10 protein-coding genes are annotated in these 15,174 nt (G+C 48.3%); 7 read left to right on the top strand and 3 right to left on the bottom strand.

Annotation, left to right across the window (positions count from 1 at the left end):
* Positions 1-149: 149 nt before the first annotated feature.
* The 4 genes from FE296_RS21600 (at position 150) to FE296_RS21585 (ending at position 5,360) form a co-directional block, all read left to right on the top strand.
* The gene (locus FE296_RS21600) at positions 150-1,436 is read left to right on the top strand and encodes a sugar ABC transporter substrate-binding protein (protein WP_150366265.1); all 1,287 of its coding nucleotides are present in this window, start codon (positions 150-152) and stop codon (positions 1,434-1,436) included.
* Between the two features lie 297 nt (positions 1,437-1,733).
* Positions 1,734-3,089: a sugar ABC transporter permease gene (locus tag FE296_RS21595; protein ID WP_105601002.1), complete on the top strand. Its 1,356-nt coding sequence runs from the start codon at positions 1,734-1,736 to the stop codon at positions 3,087-3,089.
* The gene (locus FE296_RS21590; RefSeq protein ID WP_091015889.1) at positions 3,086-3,922 is read left to right on the top strand and encodes a sugar ABC transporter permease; all 837 of its coding nucleotides are present in this window, start codon (positions 3,086-3,088) and stop codon (positions 3,920-3,922) included. Before FE296_RS21595 ends, FE296_RS21590 begins: the two co-directional genes overlap by 4 nt.
* A gap of 151 nt (positions 3,923-4,073) precedes the next feature.
* Positions 4,074-5,360 (top strand): MFS transporter, encoded by a 1,287-nt coding sequence (locus tag FE296_RS21585; RefSeq protein WP_124117306.1) that lies wholly within the window; start codon positions 4,074-4,076, stop codon positions 5,358-5,360.
* A gap of 188 nt (positions 5,361-5,548) precedes the next feature.
* On the opposite strand, the gene FE296_RS21580 is transcribed toward FE296_RS21585, so the two are convergent.
* Positions 5,549-7,705, bottom strand: a complete 2,157-nt coding sequence (locus tag FE296_RS21580; RefSeq protein ID WP_150366264.1) for an alpha-amylase family glycosyl hydrolase — start codon at positions 7,703-7,705, stop codon at positions 5,549-5,551.
* Between the two features lie 446 nt (positions 7,706-8,151).
* Between FE296_RS21580 and FE296_RS21575 the strand changes: the two genes are divergently transcribed.
* The 3 genes from FE296_RS21575 to FE296_RS21565 are packed head-to-tail and all read left to right on the top strand — an operon-like array spanning position 8,152 to position 12,301.
* Positions 8,152-9,531, top strand: a complete 1,380-nt coding sequence (locus tag FE296_RS21575; RefSeq protein WP_150366263.1) for an alpha/beta hydrolase-fold protein — start codon at positions 8,152-8,154, stop codon at positions 9,529-9,531.
* Complete coding sequence (locus FE296_RS21570) at positions 9,528-10,946, top strand: cysteine peptidase family C39 domain-containing protein (protein ID WP_150366262.1); 1,419 nt, start codon at positions 9,528-9,530, stop codon at positions 10,944-10,946. The genes FE296_RS21575 and FE296_RS21570 overlap by 4 nt, the downstream gene beginning before the upstream one ends.
* Complete coding sequence (locus FE296_RS21565) at positions 10,940-12,301, top strand: ANL family adenylate-forming protein (RefSeq protein ID WP_150366261.1); 1,362 nt, start codon at positions 10,940-10,942, stop codon at positions 12,299-12,301. The genes FE296_RS21570 and FE296_RS21565 overlap by 7 nt, the downstream gene beginning before the upstream one ends.
* Before the next feature lie 178 nt (positions 12,302-12,479).
* On the opposite strand, the gene FE296_RS21560 is transcribed toward FE296_RS21565, so the two are convergent.
* Positions 12,480-14,252 carry an alpha-glycosidase gene (locus FE296_RS21560; RefSeq protein ID WP_150366260.1) on the bottom strand — a complete coding sequence of 591 codons (1,773 nt, stop codon included), beginning with the start codon at positions 14,250-14,252 and terminating at the stop codon, positions 12,480-12,482.
* Positions 14,253-14,474: 222 nt separating this feature from the next.
* Positions 14,475-15,056, bottom strand: coding sequence for a hypothetical protein (locus tag FE296_RS21555; protein WP_150366259.1), 582 nt, complete (start codon positions 15,054-15,056; stop codon positions 14,475-14,477).
* Positions 15,057-15,174 lie beyond the last annotated feature (118 nt).

The following is a 15,174-nucleotide window of genomic DNA, read 5'->3' as shown; positions in this document are numbered from 1 at the left end:
ATATTGAACGGAGGAGTCATCTTGTTTTCCATTTGAGCAAACGTTTGTACAAAGGTGAACATGGAATACAAAACCTGACAACATACGCAGACAAAAGGGTGAAAAGCGCGAACATTGTTGGACCAAGCAGAGGGAAGGGGACATTTTACATGAGAAAATGGCAAGGGGCAACATTGTCCGTCATGATGGCTTTTACACTGGCTGCGTGCGGGGCTGGAGGCGGAAGTCCATCTCCAACTACGGCAGGTGAGAACCCGGAGGAAGTGGTAGAGCTGACAGCCGAGAACCTTCAACCGGAAGAAGGGGCTACCCTGGTGATCTGGGAGGACAAAAATCAAAGCAGTTTTATTGAGCAAAGAGCCAAGAAATTCGAAGAGAAATATGGGGTAACGGTCAAAATGGAGGAATTACCTCCAACCGATCAGGTAACCAAACTAACGACGGATGGCCCGGCGGGTCTCGCGGCAGATGTCGTCGTTTTCCCACATGATAAGATTGGTAGCGCTTCAGAGGCGGGACTTATTCTGCCCAATGACATATTCGAAGCAGAGACCGTAGAGAACACCAGCGACAACGCACTGAAGGCGGTAACGTTCAAGGATATTCTGTACGGCTATCCGTACAGCGTGGAGACCTATGCTCTCTTTTACAACAAAGCATTGTATCCAGAAGCTCCGAAAAATTTCGAGGAGATTATCAGCTTCGCCAAGACGTTCAATAACGTGAAATCCAATCAATATGCGCTGATGTGGGAGTTGCAGCAATTTTACTATAACTATGCATTCCTGGCTTCACAGGGCGGTTATATTTTTGGGGACAACGGGATGGATAGCGCGGATCTCGGTCTGAATAACGAAGGAGCCCAGAAGGGTGGACAGTTCTTGCAGAAGCTGAAGTCGGAAGTACTGCCGCTCAAGATGGGTGACGTGAACTATGATATCAAAAAAGGATTATTCTCCAGCGGCAAGCTGGCTATGGATATTAACGGTCCGTGGACCATTGCCGATTATCGCAATGCCGGTATTGATTTTGGCGTTGCTCCGCTTCCGGCAATTGATGGCAAACCGATGACCTCCTTCTCAGGTGTTAAAGCCTATTATGTAAATGCATTTACACAATACCCAAATGCGTCGAAGCTTTTGGCAGCGTTCCTTTCCAATGAAGAGGCTCAGATGGAGAACTTTGATCTAAACGGTACACTCCCTGCGAACAAAAACGTGGCTGCTGATTCGAAGGTGCAGGAGGACCCAATCAATAAGGCGTTCTTGGAACAGTTCAACAACTCTACACCAATGCCTTCCCTTCCTGCCATGGACAGCGTATGGGGACCGATCACGTCTGCCATTACGGATATATGGGATACCGATAAGGACGTGAAGGCATCGCTGGACAATGCCGTGAAACAGATTCAGGAAAGCCTTGCTACCGTCCAATAGGGACGAACGACGAATGCGAAGATATGCATAAGAATTGTATAGATTGAACTTAATATTTACACAAAAACGGAGAGGGCAGAAGGAAGCTGAAGAAGTGAAACTACAAGCTTTCTGAAAGAAAGCTACTTCGGAAGCATACGCTCGCCTTTATCACCGGATTTTCCCCTTTGGAAAAGGGATCGAAAAAAATCTGGGGATAACAGCGATCGGAAGCTTGTTCTGTCATCGGAGTGGTCAGTGTAAGTACACTTTTGTTCAATGTATACAGGTTAGCAAGAGGCGGGGAGGAGAGAGCAAATGCAACAGCAGCATGTCCCGGTGCCCGTTGGACCGAACAGGGAAAGGCAACACCGGATGACAGCGGCTATATGTTCCATCATACTGCAAGGTCTTGGACAGCTGTACAATCGACAATGGATTAAGGGAATTTGTCTACTGTTACTGGAGGGGGCAGGGCTTGCGTACCTGCTTCCTCGCCTGTCACAGGCCGTATGGGGCATATGGACACTGGGGGAGAATACACAGCGTTTTGTCAAAGTGAATGGGTCCACCGTACTTCAAAGGGGAGACCATTCCATCTTTTTACTGTTGGATGGCATTATCGTATTGCTTGTGTTTTTTGTGTTTATCCTGATCTACATCTTGAATATCCGGGATGCGTATGTCACGGGACTCGCAAGGGAGGAAGGGAAGAAGACTCTGGGCGCAGCGGCTTCGCTTCGGAACATGATGGACAAAAACTTTCCCTACCTGTTTCTGTCCATCCCGGCACTGGGCATTCTTTTCTTCACCGTTATGCCGATTCTGTTTACGATCACCATTGCATTTACCAACTACTCAGCGCCGGACCACATTCCGCCAGCCAAACTCGTGGACTGGGTGGGCTTCAAGACATTCAGTGATCTGATTCAGTTGAAATCCTGGAGTCAGACATTCTACGGTGTGCTGACCTGGACGGTTATCTGGGCGATTCTGGCAACAGTCACCACCTATTTTGGCGGTGTGCTTGTGGCACTGTTGATTGAACAGCGGGGCATACGCTTCAAGAAGCTATGGCGTACGATTTTTATCCTGCCTTATGCGATCCCGCAGATCATTTCTTTGCTGCTCATGCGTAATCTGTTTAATGGCCAGTTTGGACCAATCAATACGTACATGCGTGCGTTTGGGCTGGAGGGGTTGCCCTGGCTGACAGATCCGTTCTGGGCCAAAGTCACCGTCATTGTTGTCAACATGTGGATTGGTATTCCCGTCAGTATGGTACTGATTCTGGGTGTATTGACAGCCATCCCTCGTGATCTCTACGAGGCTGCGGAAGTGGATGGAGCATCCGCATTTCAGAAATTCCGAATTATTACGATGCCGTTCATTCTTTTTGCTACAACTCCGGTACTCATCATGCAGTTCGCTGGAAACTTCAACAACTTCAATGTCATCTTCCTGCTGACGAACGGAAATCCGCTACGCGGAGATTATCAGTACGCGGGGGCGACGGACCTGTTGGTAACCTGGCTCTACAAGCTCACTCTCGATAATAACAAGTTCAATATGGCTTCAGCGGTAGGGATTATTATCTTCCTCATCATCGCTTCATTCTCCATCTGGAACTTCCGCCGCTCCAAATCATTCAAGGAGGAGGACATGATTCAATGAAGACACGTAATAATCCGCTGCGTCTGGCCCTGAGTTATGTGTTATTGGTGATTATCGCTATTGTCTCCATCTACCCGGTACTCTGGATCTTTCTCTCTTCCCTGAGACCGGGTGCGGCATTGTTCAGTGAACGGTTGTGGCCCGAAGCATTCACGCTGACTCATTACGGCGAGTTATTTAATAATCCGTCCTTTATGTACGGAAGATGGTATATGAATACACTGAAAATTGCCTTTTTCACAATGATCTTCTCCACGTTGATGGTGACACTCGGGATGTACGCACTGTCCCGCTTCCGCTTCCGTGGACGTAAAACGATTCTCTCCACCATGCTGATCCTTGGCATGTTCCCAAGCTTTATGAGCATGATTGCGATCTATATTATTTTGCTGCAAGTTAAATTGCTCGACACCCACGCTGCGCTCATTCTGGTCTATTCATCCGGAGCAGTACTGGGTGGATTTATCGTCAAAGGTTTCTTTGATACGATTCCCCGCAGTCTGGACGAAGCTGCCCGCATGGATGGTGCAAGTCATCTGCGTGTATTTACCAGCATCATCCTGCCCTTATCCAAGCCAATGCTGACCTATGTGGCACTAACCAGTTTTACTGGTGCGTGGATGGACTTTATCTTCGCCCGGCTGGTGCTGCGGACGAAGGAAAACTGGACGCTGGCGGTGGGTATGTGGGATCTGGTCAACCGGTATCAGGACAGTAACTTTACGATGTTTGCTGCGGGTGCGGTTCTGATTGCCATTCCAATTACCCTGCTGTTTGTGTTCCTCCAGCGATTCCTTGTTCAAGGGCTGACGGCAGGAGCTTCCAAAGGTTAGTCCCTGTGCCATAACAACATAGTTAGCCGCGATAGCTGCGGCACATCCCAACCAGGCACTTCCGTAATGTCATGTCTTTGTTGACTGACAGTACTGCGGAAGTGCCTGGTTCCGTATGAGCTCGAATGATGATTAGGGAGGAACGTGATTCATGGGTATGAACTCGTCCAGCGAGCCGGAGATTGTGGGGTACCAGGATGGACAAGCTGCATTGAATAATATCAAAACTCCGCAAACACTACGGCATAATGTCACCTTCCGCAGGATATTGTACGGCTACGGCATCTCGGTCTTTGGAGATTGCTTCAATGGGATTGCGATCAGTCTGTGGGTGTTACAGACCACAGGGAGTGCGAAGAGCATGGCGGCCGTACAGATCTGCAATATGGCCGTCAGTTTTTTATTTGGATCGGTAGCGGGTACGGTTGCAGACCGATTGGATCGGAGGAAGTTGATGCTGGCCTCGGATGTATTCCGCGGCTTAATGGCTGTGCTGATTGCGATTAGCTTATTTGGTTGGCATGCGCCGTTCCCAGTGGTACTTCTGTTGCTCTCACTCTCCATGTTTTCAAGTCTGTTTCAGGCACCTGCATTCCACGCCTCTGTAGCAAGTATGGTAGGCAGGGAGCATATTCAACAAGCAACCGGAACCATTCATATGGTGGATAATCTTGCCCGAATCAGCGGTCTGGCCGCGGCGGGAATTGCTGTGTCTGCATTTGGAGGATTCGTCGCCATATTAATTACAGGGGCAACCTTTCTGTTGTCCGCAGTCTGTGTGCTGATGGCGGGCCGCTTTCCTGAGGTACAGCGATCCGTTAGTCAGCAGACCACGTTTGTTCAGGAATGGCGCAGTTCGTTTGGCTATATCTATCGGAATCGTCTAATTCGATCCATCGTATTACTCAATCCGGTGCTAATCTTGTTTTTCATGTCAGCCATGATGCTGGTTCAAGTGATGGCAGTCAAGGTGTGGGAGGCGAATCCGGTACAATTTGGGTTAATTGAAACCTGTATTCCACTTGGATATATGATGGGCTCTGCACTGCTGATTGCTTCGGGAAAACGATTGAAACGAAGAGGGAGATGGGTATTTATCGGTCTGATTGTACTAGGCCCACTCTATATTTTTTTGGCGAATGTATCCTCACCAATCATGGCGTTGCCGTTAATCGTGGGCGGAGGTGCGATGTTCGCCTGCTGTACGATGCTCACCCAGATTATGCTGAGGACAGCCGTTCCAGACGAGCTGCAAGGAAGGGTCTATGGTGTCGTTGGAACAATCACCAGTACAGCGCCTATTCTGGGATTGACTGTTGTCTCCGTATTGGCAGATCAGTGGGGGGCAGCTTCTGTGCTGCAAGGCGTGGGCATACTGCTGCTGGCGACAGGTATTCTGGCCGCTACAACCTTGAAGTCGATCCGAACCTATCAATAAAACGTATTAGGATTATCAATGATATGGATTGAACCACATGTACACATCAGCAGAGAGTGAGATAGAGGTAATCTTAGCAGCTTATGAAGAACCTAAGCATTCTGGCTAAGCAAAACAAAACAGAACAAAACCCGGAGCACACGCTGCGTTAGCGTAACTACTCCGGGTTAGCTTGTGGACAGAATATTCTATTGCCAGTTTACATTTACAGTCGCTGTTCCGCTGGTTGGTGTGGTGAACGTGTGGTTGGAACCACCTTCCCACGTAATGGTTGCTCCATTTTTCTTGAAGAATTTGAACTCCAGTTGTTTTCCAGCGGGCACGCTCACATCATAGTACCAAGTTGGGTAGGCATGGATAACTTGATTGAAAGCAGGTCCAATAGCGGTGGTGCCCGTACTCCAGTTGCCGAGTTCTGCCACATTACCTGTCAGATAGATGTTCTGACCCAGTGTGGTGGAAGCATTGTTAATGACGAATCGTACAGTGACCTGATCACCCGTAAGGATGGTGAAGTTGTTATACGCATTGCTGTTGACGCCATTCGCAGCTACTTTCACAGCATAATTGCCTGCGGCAACAGCTGGGATCGTCACTTTGATCTGTGTATCTTCCCAGGATGTAATGGCTGCACCAGTAACGGCTGTTGTACCGAAGTATACGGTCCCTTTGGTGGAGCCAAATCCACGTCCGCTAATGGTAACAACATTACCCGGTTTACCCATCACCGGACCTACATGTCCGATCGTTGGTGTTGTTTCACTTGTTGTATACTGCCAGACCGCGGTTGCTCCGGCTGCCAGAGTGAATGAAGAGATGGTACCATTGGTGGAAGTGATGTTATTACCGTTCAGTGCGCCGCCCAGTACATCGGTGTAGTTGCCTGTTGGCAGTGAAGTGCTTAGATTCGCAATGCTCGCTGGTGTGGAGAGATTACGGTTCACCGCAACAACAGCTACACTTTTACCGAATTTGCGCTCATAGATGTACACATCATTATTGATCCAGCGTTGCTGCGTGGAGCCGTAGGCAATGGCCGGATTGGATTTGCGAAGAGGGGCCAGCTTGCTGATTACGTTGAAGGCCGTTGTTGTTTTGGAGAAAGAAGGCATTTTGGCCCGATTGTCAGGGTCCCCGTTACCTGTCAGATACTGTTCGGTACCATAATAGATGGCAGGTACGCCGCGTGAAGTCAGCGTGAAGGCCAGCGCCTGTTCCAGACGACGGTTATTCACGGCACTTGTTTTGAAGCGATCCATATCATGGTTATCAATGAACGTAACTTGATCATTCACTTGATTGTAATCTGCCGCTGTGCCTGTAATCATCGAATCGAGGGCATACATATTGGATGTGTTATCCCGGAAGACGTTACGTACGGCAGAGTTAAAGCGGAAATCAAGCAGGCTCATCCCGGATTCATTGGCAAATTCCGTGTTATCCGCATCGGATGCAGCAGATCCCAAGAACCATTCACCGAAGGTGAATACAGGTTTATGTGCATAGATGGAGGACATCCAGCTCTTTTGCCAGCCGAGAGGCATATGTTTCACCGCATCAACACGAATACCGTCCACGCCCATATCAAGCCAGAGCTTGATTGCATCTTTGAAATATTGGTCGATGGTGCTGTTATTGTGATTCAGATCAGCCAGGTCATAGAGGTTTTTGTAGATACCATTCTCCAGGGAGGAAAAATCGGAGCCGCCGTTGTGATGGAAATATCCATTTGTATCATTTGTGTATCCGCCAACAAGATTACCATTATCGTACAACTTGCCATTCTCAGCAAAGGACGTATCGGTTTCCATGGCAGGAGACGTATGGTTCGGTGCAAAGTCAATTACGATCTTGATGCCTTTGGCATGAGCGGTTGTAATCAGATTTTGAAAGTCAGCCATCGTTCCGAAATACGGATTGGTCTTTTTGAAATCACGTGCCCAGTAGCCATGATAAGCTGTGTTGATTACGCCGCCATAGTTGATCGTGGCGAAGATATTCTCAACCGGCTGGGATATCCACAATGCCGTAACGCCCAGATCGCTGAAATAGTTATCGTTGATTTTGTTGATCAGACCCTGCCAGTCGCCTCCGCAATACAACTTCAGGTTGCTACATGTAGCATCGTAGGCAGCTCCGGTGGGGTTGTTGGAAGGATTGCCGTCCAGGAAGCGGTCCGTAAAGATCTGATAGATGACGTCTGTACTAAAGTTCTGCTTGTTGGTAACTGCGGTATCCGCATCGGCATAGATCGCGGAAGCAGGTAGATAGGGAAGTGCGCCTCCTGCAAGTAAACTGAGTGTCAGTGTTGTGCTGAGGAGTACGCGTTTGGCCATTTGAAACATAGTAATCCACCCTTCTCGTGAATGTAGTAGTTTAAATAAACAACTAACCTGGCTCTTGAATAATAGCGCTTTCAATACAACGGAATGATACGCAGTGGATTGAAGACTTCCCTCCTTTTGACACGCCAACAACCCCGGCATCTCCTTCGGGAGTTACCGGGGTTGTCCTAAACCGCTCTGGTTTAAAAGCATGGCCCTCGAGTTATGATCACAACGTTATCGTAAGAAATATTGGATCTTATGTCAATAACTTTTTTGGAAGCATTTATTTTCTATTTTTATGTTTACAAAAGTACGTCTGCGCATTAAACTATTCGCAGATTCACAATATAAGGGCTATGTATCCCGGGACACGTACGTGTGTTTTGGGACAACCCCGTCTCTTCTGAGGCGGGGTTATTTGTATTATGCAGTCGAATCGGGAGAAGAGAGGCGGTTGATGATCGTTGAGTACCCATTCTGTCATCGAATGTTTGGAAGGCATTCAGGCGTCACGGCTGGGCAATATCCGCAACATTTATGTGTATCTCCCGCCCGGTTACCATGAGCAGACAGCTCGGCATTATCCGGTTCTGTATGTTCATGCAGGGCAGCGGGCTTTTGGTCCATCTGGGCCAGGCAATGAAACATGGAATATGGATCAGGCAGCAGACGGTCTTATTTCTTCCGGGCAGATTGAATCACTGATTATTGTCGGCATTACGCATGTCCGTCCAGTCACGCACAACGAATTCTATCACTTCATCGCTCCGGAGAGAGAGGCCGTGAGTGTGGGGTGCTCAGGCATCGCCTATGAGCATTTTATCATTCATGAACTCAAGCCGATCATTGACCATCGGTACCGGACGTTGCCGGACAAGAAGAATACCGGGTTATTGGGTTCATCTGCAGCGGCACTTTGTACATTGCACATGGGGATGCGAAATCCGGATGTTTTCGGAAAACTGATCATGATGTCGCCATTCTATGTGGATGTGCAGCTGGACGAAACATCGGAAAGCGGGCTGTTGGAAGAAAACATGTATCGCTTGCCAGAAGAGGTACCCGACGTTCGGATCTGGATGGATATTGGAGACACGGAAGGTCTGTTTCTGCCTTCCCAGGTCAGAAGGGTAGCTCATCAATTACTTGAACGCGGAGTCAGATCGGATGAGGACTTGGCATTTCTGGAACAGCAGGGTGCTTGTCATCAGGAAGGTGACTGGGGAGCACGCGTTCATCTCCCGTTACTATACATGTTCGGCCACGTTGGTAAACCCACCTCGCTCAAACTGCTTGGCAGGGATGTCATCGGACTACAGGGTGGAATGAGCGTGTGTATCAATGCACAAATGCACTATGAGAGTGGATGGGTTCAGAGTCTGCTGCATGGGAATTATTCTTCAAGTGACCCGGATGTAATCCAGGTTCGTTCGAGTGGAGAACTGGTGCCTGTTGGTATTGGAAGTGCATCCATTACGCTGACTATGGGGGAACTGTCTGCTACATGCATCTATACTGTGGTTCCTGAATTGTCCACTCATGTGGAGGTCTGCATTCATGCAGAGGTAGCCTCAGAGGAAGGGCCGGAGGAAACGATATATGGTGGGATGGGCATGAAACTTGTCCGTTCCGGTATAGGTCGATATGAAGGTTGTTACCGAGTTCCGCGTGATAGTGGATTCTCCTTCCGGTTTACTCGCGGTTTCCGTCGTTTCGAGACCGATGTGGATGGCAAACCTGTTTCCAATCGGGTATTTCGAGCGACAGATGATATGTCTGTGCATTATCTAATCCAATCCTGGGGCAGTACGTCCGCCAAAACGGGAACAGGAGGCCAAAAGTGATCATTCCTTCATTCGCTCCAGTGCTGGACATTCCCTATTATTATCCCTGCAATTTCCCTCTGATTCATGAAGTGCTCCATCGACAAGGGTCCATCACAAGTCTTGCACTGCTGGCGGCAAGCCGGTTGTACAGCCTTCCATCGTGCGGGGATAACGGACTGGTGAAGCCTTATTTTCACAAACTGGATTATGTAGAGCCGATCTGGGAGATGTATGGTCAGCGGGAGCTGGACAGCTTCGAGGAAGGCAAGGCGCAGATCAGGCAGCATATCAACGATGGTGGACTTTTTTTGGCTACAGGAACCAGTTATCATCTGCCTTATTGTGAGGATTATCAGAATCCCGAATACATTCGCAAACACGTGAAACAAGGCTCCCGACTGCATCTGGTAGATCATTGGATTGCCGTGTATGGTCTGGAAGATGAGCATGTGCACGTCTATGATCCCGTACCCTCCAAGTACAAGGGGAAGGTTGCTCAAAGAGCCTTTCATGATTTCTGGAAAGGGAACCAATGCATACCCGAGCTTGCTCAGGCGAAGCGCAAAGAAGAACTCCGAACGTTTGGCACCATGGACATTCGGGCAACTGTGAAGCTTGACTCTGCCGGGTACCGAGACATGTTGACCCAGGCTTTAATAACGCAGATTGATGAATTTCTGACAGGCCGGACGATTACACAAGGAGAGCGGAATTATTATTTTGGGCATGCGGTGTCTCTGCAGCTCCTGGATACGTTGCATGGGACGAAAGAAGGGGATCAAGCCAATGAAATGTTAATTTCGGGTCTGCTCTTCGATATGCGATGGAGCCGGTATTTTCTTCGAGATCTTCTTCAGGAGTCTGCCTTATGGCTAGGTTCACCACTTGATCAATATGCAAGAAAATTCAGCGACATCATTGTACGGTGGGAGAAGGCATACAATATGCTGCAGGTCAGCCGGATGAAGAACCGCGAGCACTGGAAAGTACAGCTGACAGGTGTTATTAAAATGTTGGTCACGGATGAATGGCACTGGTATGAGTCGCTTCGACAGTCCATGCCTCAGGCAGATGGCTTTCAACGTCAGACCGTGCCAATGATTGAACAAGAACACAGGGAGGCTTTGCTTCGTATCGTGCTGGACAGTTGCCGGGAGTTAAATGCATACCATAATACATCGATTCCGCTTGGTGAGGGTGGTAACGCTCCGCTATACGGACGAAATGGACAACTGGATTCGCTGGAGCTCGTGTCGTTGCTTGCTGTGGTGGAGCAGGGAATCGAAGATCGATGGGGTACGGGAATGGGAGCTGCTCTGGCGGAGATAGCTGCTGCTTCCATGCCGGAAAGTCCCTATCAGACGGTAGGCTCACTTGTTGATTATCTCGCACAACAATATTCGCCTGCTGGTGAGGAGGAAGCAAAATGTTGAACCAATTCTTGCTTGAACGATTCGCGGAACAGGGACAGTATCCTGCACTGATCTGGAAGGATCAGGAGTACAGCTATCAGTGGCTGCTGGAACAGGTTGGCATCATGTGTGAGTGGATTATAGCAGAAGGGCTGACTGGGCAACTTGTAACACTGGAGAATGACTATTCCCCATATGCAGCGGCGGCATTGGTTGCTTTGCTCGGACAAGGGTGTATCGTGCTCCCCATGGATCGGTACCTTGTTGAAGCCAAACGACAGGAATACATCGAACTGGCACAGGTGAAATGGCGGTTGGGCATTGAAGAAGGCAAGTTGTGCATTCGGCAAACGTGTGAAACTTCTGGAGAGGTTCCTGTGTTGTTATCTACGCTGGCACAGGAGGGTGTAGGAGGACTGGTACTCTTTTCATCCGGTTCAACCGGGGTGAGTAAAGCGACTGTGCATCGTGCAGATCGGCTGTTACATCGTTTTCGGCGGCAGGTTCGGCCCTTGCGAACGATTCCATTCATGATGTTTGATCATATCGGTGGTGTGAATACAATGCTGCAATCCCTGTCCAGTGGGGGATGTCTGTGTATCATTGCGGATCGATCTCCCGAAGAAGTGTGCCGGACGATTGAGAAGTTTCGTGTGCAGGCGCTGCCCGTCTCCCCAACATTCATGAATCTGTTGCTGTTGGGCAGAAACGATGAAGGGTATGACTTGTCCAGTCTCGAGGTTGTATCATACGGATCGGAAGTGATGCCTGAGTCCGTACTGGCAGCCTGGAACCGGAGATTTCCACAGATCAGAACGATACAGGCCTATGGCATGTCTGAACTTGGTATTCTGCCAACCCGCTCCAAAGAACCAGGTTCTCTGCTGTTCTCTATTCAAGATGAAGAGGTCAAGTACCGGGTGGTGGAAGGAGAATTGCAGATTCGTACAGCAACAGCGATGATCGGATATCTGAATGCACCATCACCCTTTACGGAGGATGGATGGCTGCGTACCGGAGATGAAGCCGTATTGGAGCAGGGGTACATTCGAATTTTGGGCCGCCGTTCGGAGATTATTAACATAGGGGGACGGAAGGTATATCCTGCTGAGGTTGAGGGTGTTCTGGAAGAGATGGAATGTATTGAAGCGGCGGTAGTTTCGGGAGAACCCAGTGGTATCACGGGTCAGAGAGTGAAAGTGACTATCCGGCTGGCTACAGAATGTACTCTTACCGATCTGCGGCGGTCCATCTGGGAATATTGTCGGGACAAGCTGCCTTCATACAAGATTCCGCAGAAAATCGTAATTACACAGGGAGAACTCGTAAGTTCGAGAATGAAAAAAATCCGTAAACCGATGATGTCGATATCCTAAACGAAATAACGATTCTCTGATTCGTTAGCCATTGAGTCCGCTTATAACGAAGCGAATAACGTGTGGTGGGATCGTTAGAATACGACGTATAAAATGTAGGAGAGGCTGTCTCTGGTCGACAATATGACCTAGGAGACAGCCTTTTTGGAGTTATATTCCCTTGTTAGCTGTATTTATATCAGGCTTCCGCAGGTTGTTTGACCTCCATTTGCAGTAAGGAGAAGCCGTATGCTTCCAGATCGAGGGTCAGTTTATTTTGCCGGGATTCCACGGCATTTGATGTGTACAGATTCCGCCAAACGTTACGATCTGCCAAAGGGAGTTCAAGAGTACACGGCTCATCTCCCGCATTCAGCACAAGAAGCATGCGCTCACCTGTATGCGAATCCGATCGTTCAATGGCAAGACAAGGGTCTCCGGCTTTTGCATATACAATCTTCAGTTCCGTGCTGCGCAGTGCAGGGTGCTGTTTGCGAAGGGCGATCGTATGGGTGAAGAATTCCAGAAGTTCACGGTTCTGCTTGGCCTCATCCCATTCCATACACTTGCGGCAACCTGGATCATATCCCCCGTCAAGCCCCACTTCGTCTCCATAATAAATACATGGCACACCTGGATACGTAAGCAGCAACGTAACGGCAAGTTTCATCTTGCGCTCGTCTCCATCACATAAGGTCAGCAGTCTGGGTGTATCATGACTTCCGAGCAGATTGAAGGCAGCTTCAGTAACCGTTTGTGAATAGGCTGCAAGCAGTTTGCCGATCTCATTGGCAAATCCGAGTCCATCGAGCTTTCCGTTCACGGTGTAGTCCAATACCGAATTGGTAAACGGATAATTCATCACGGCATCGAATTGGTCTCCCTGAAGCCACATGAGCGAATCATGCCAGATCTCACCGAGCAGATAAGCATCAGGTTTGATGGCTTTTACCGTCTGACGGAATTCGCGCCAGAACTGATGATCCACTTCGTTGGCTACATCGAGCCTCCATCCGTCAATGTCCATCTCCTCGATCCAGAAACGTCCTACCTCCAGCAGGTATGCCTTCACTTCAGGGTGTTCCGTATTCAGCTTTGGCATAAGCGGTTCAAAGGCAAAGGTATCATAAGTTGGAATGCCATCTTCCACACGCGGCGGCCAGTCTTTGATATAGAACCAGTCTGCATAGGGGGAAGCAGCTCCATTCTTCATGACATCAATAAAAGGAGGGAACTCTCTGCCGGAATGATTGAATACCGCATCCAGAACAACACGTATGCCGCGTTCATGACATGCACCCACAAAGGTCTTGAACTGTTCATTGGTTCCAAAATGAGGATCAACCTTCATATAATCGCCTGTATTATATTTATGATTCGTGGTGGCCTCGAACAGCGGACAGAAATAGATGGCATTGATGCCGAGCTGACTTATATGATCCAGATGATCAAGCACACCTTGCAGGTCCCCGCCGAAGAAATTCACCGGTGTGGGTTCCCCTCCCCAGGGTTCAGCATTGTTGGGACTGATTGATGGATCACCATTGGCATAACGTTCAGGGAAGATCTGATAAAATACGGCGTCTTTAACCCAGGCAGGCGGTTCAAAAATGTCGACCGGATTCATAAATGGAAAATCAAAAAACTCCAGTGGATGATCAGGCAGCGCCTGCTCGAATCCGCGCTCCGTCATCCAGACCGATTCCTCTCCCTGAATCAATTGGAAGCCATACCGTAATCTGCGATAGGGAGGTGAAGTCTCGGCTTCCCAATAATCGAACATTTCATCCCGGGCAAAGATGCGCATGGGGATGTGTGTAATCGTTCGATCCCAGGCATATTTGTCCCCGGTAATGGCAATCACCGCATCCAGATCATCACGTTTGGAACGAAGTCGCAAATGCATGGTCGAGCGATCATAAGCGTAGGACCAATTGAGTTTGGGGCGATGATAAATGGCTTCAAGAATCATGTGAATCACTCCTAGTTAGATGATGAATTTCAGATCAATGCGGCCATGAACGCAAAAAAAGGCACAACCTCAATTGTTCACGAGGTTGTACCTTTCGGCAGCATAGCCTTTTGATTATAGTGTTATTATACGAATTAACTCAGCAAAAGAAAACACTTTTCTTCCTTAAATTTCAAATTGTTTTATTCGAAATGTAGGATGCATATCTGCAATTACTGTTTTTTATAAATCAAATCCAAGTTTATTGGCGTATGCAGAGAATTCTTTGTGAAACTTCTCGATATTTTTCTTGCCAGCAGCAATTTTGGCATTGGATTGTTTCAGGAGAGCACTGTTTACCGTTTTTTTGGAGACCGCTTTTTTAGCGAGCTGGAATCCTTCCAGCTGTGTATAGCTACCTTTGATCAGGTTGGCATGGATTTTTTGCAATTCCGCATTTTGCGGTTTAATCAGTTTCAGCTTGGATACATATTTGGTGTAGTTAGGAACTGCTGTGTTGGTCAGTTTCAGGTAAACGGACTTGCGATTGGATGATGTAATGTAAAATCCACCTCCCAAAGCATTAAAGGCTTTCTCCTCATATACCGACGCGGTATCCAACTGATCCAGGTAGTTGAGGAAATCTTCTTCTTCGACTGTAGGGATCGGTTCTTGTTCGGACGTGTCAACTTCTTGATAGTATTCGTCTTCCGAATATGTAGTGGTTGAGTCATCCGCAGCTGAGGCGTAGGACCCCGCAGGTGCGAATACCCCGCCAAGCAAGACAAAACTCATAATGATTGATAGTACCCATGATTTCTTCACGTGTTAATATCCCCTATCTATAGATGTGATTTTATTCCAATGGATAATCTAACATAGTGCGACAAGAAATTACAGGAATTGTTTTACAGTAAATTCATCAGTCAAACGCATATGAATG

Origin of the sequence: Paenibacillus sp. UASWS1643, from assembly GCF_008693195.1 — a bacterium.
In the GTDB taxonomy this organism is placed as follows: Bacteria; Bacillota; Bacilli; order Paenibacillales; family Paenibacillaceae; genus Paenibacillus; species Paenibacillus amylolyticus_B.
This window is presented reverse-complemented; position numbering and strand designations above follow the sequence as displayed.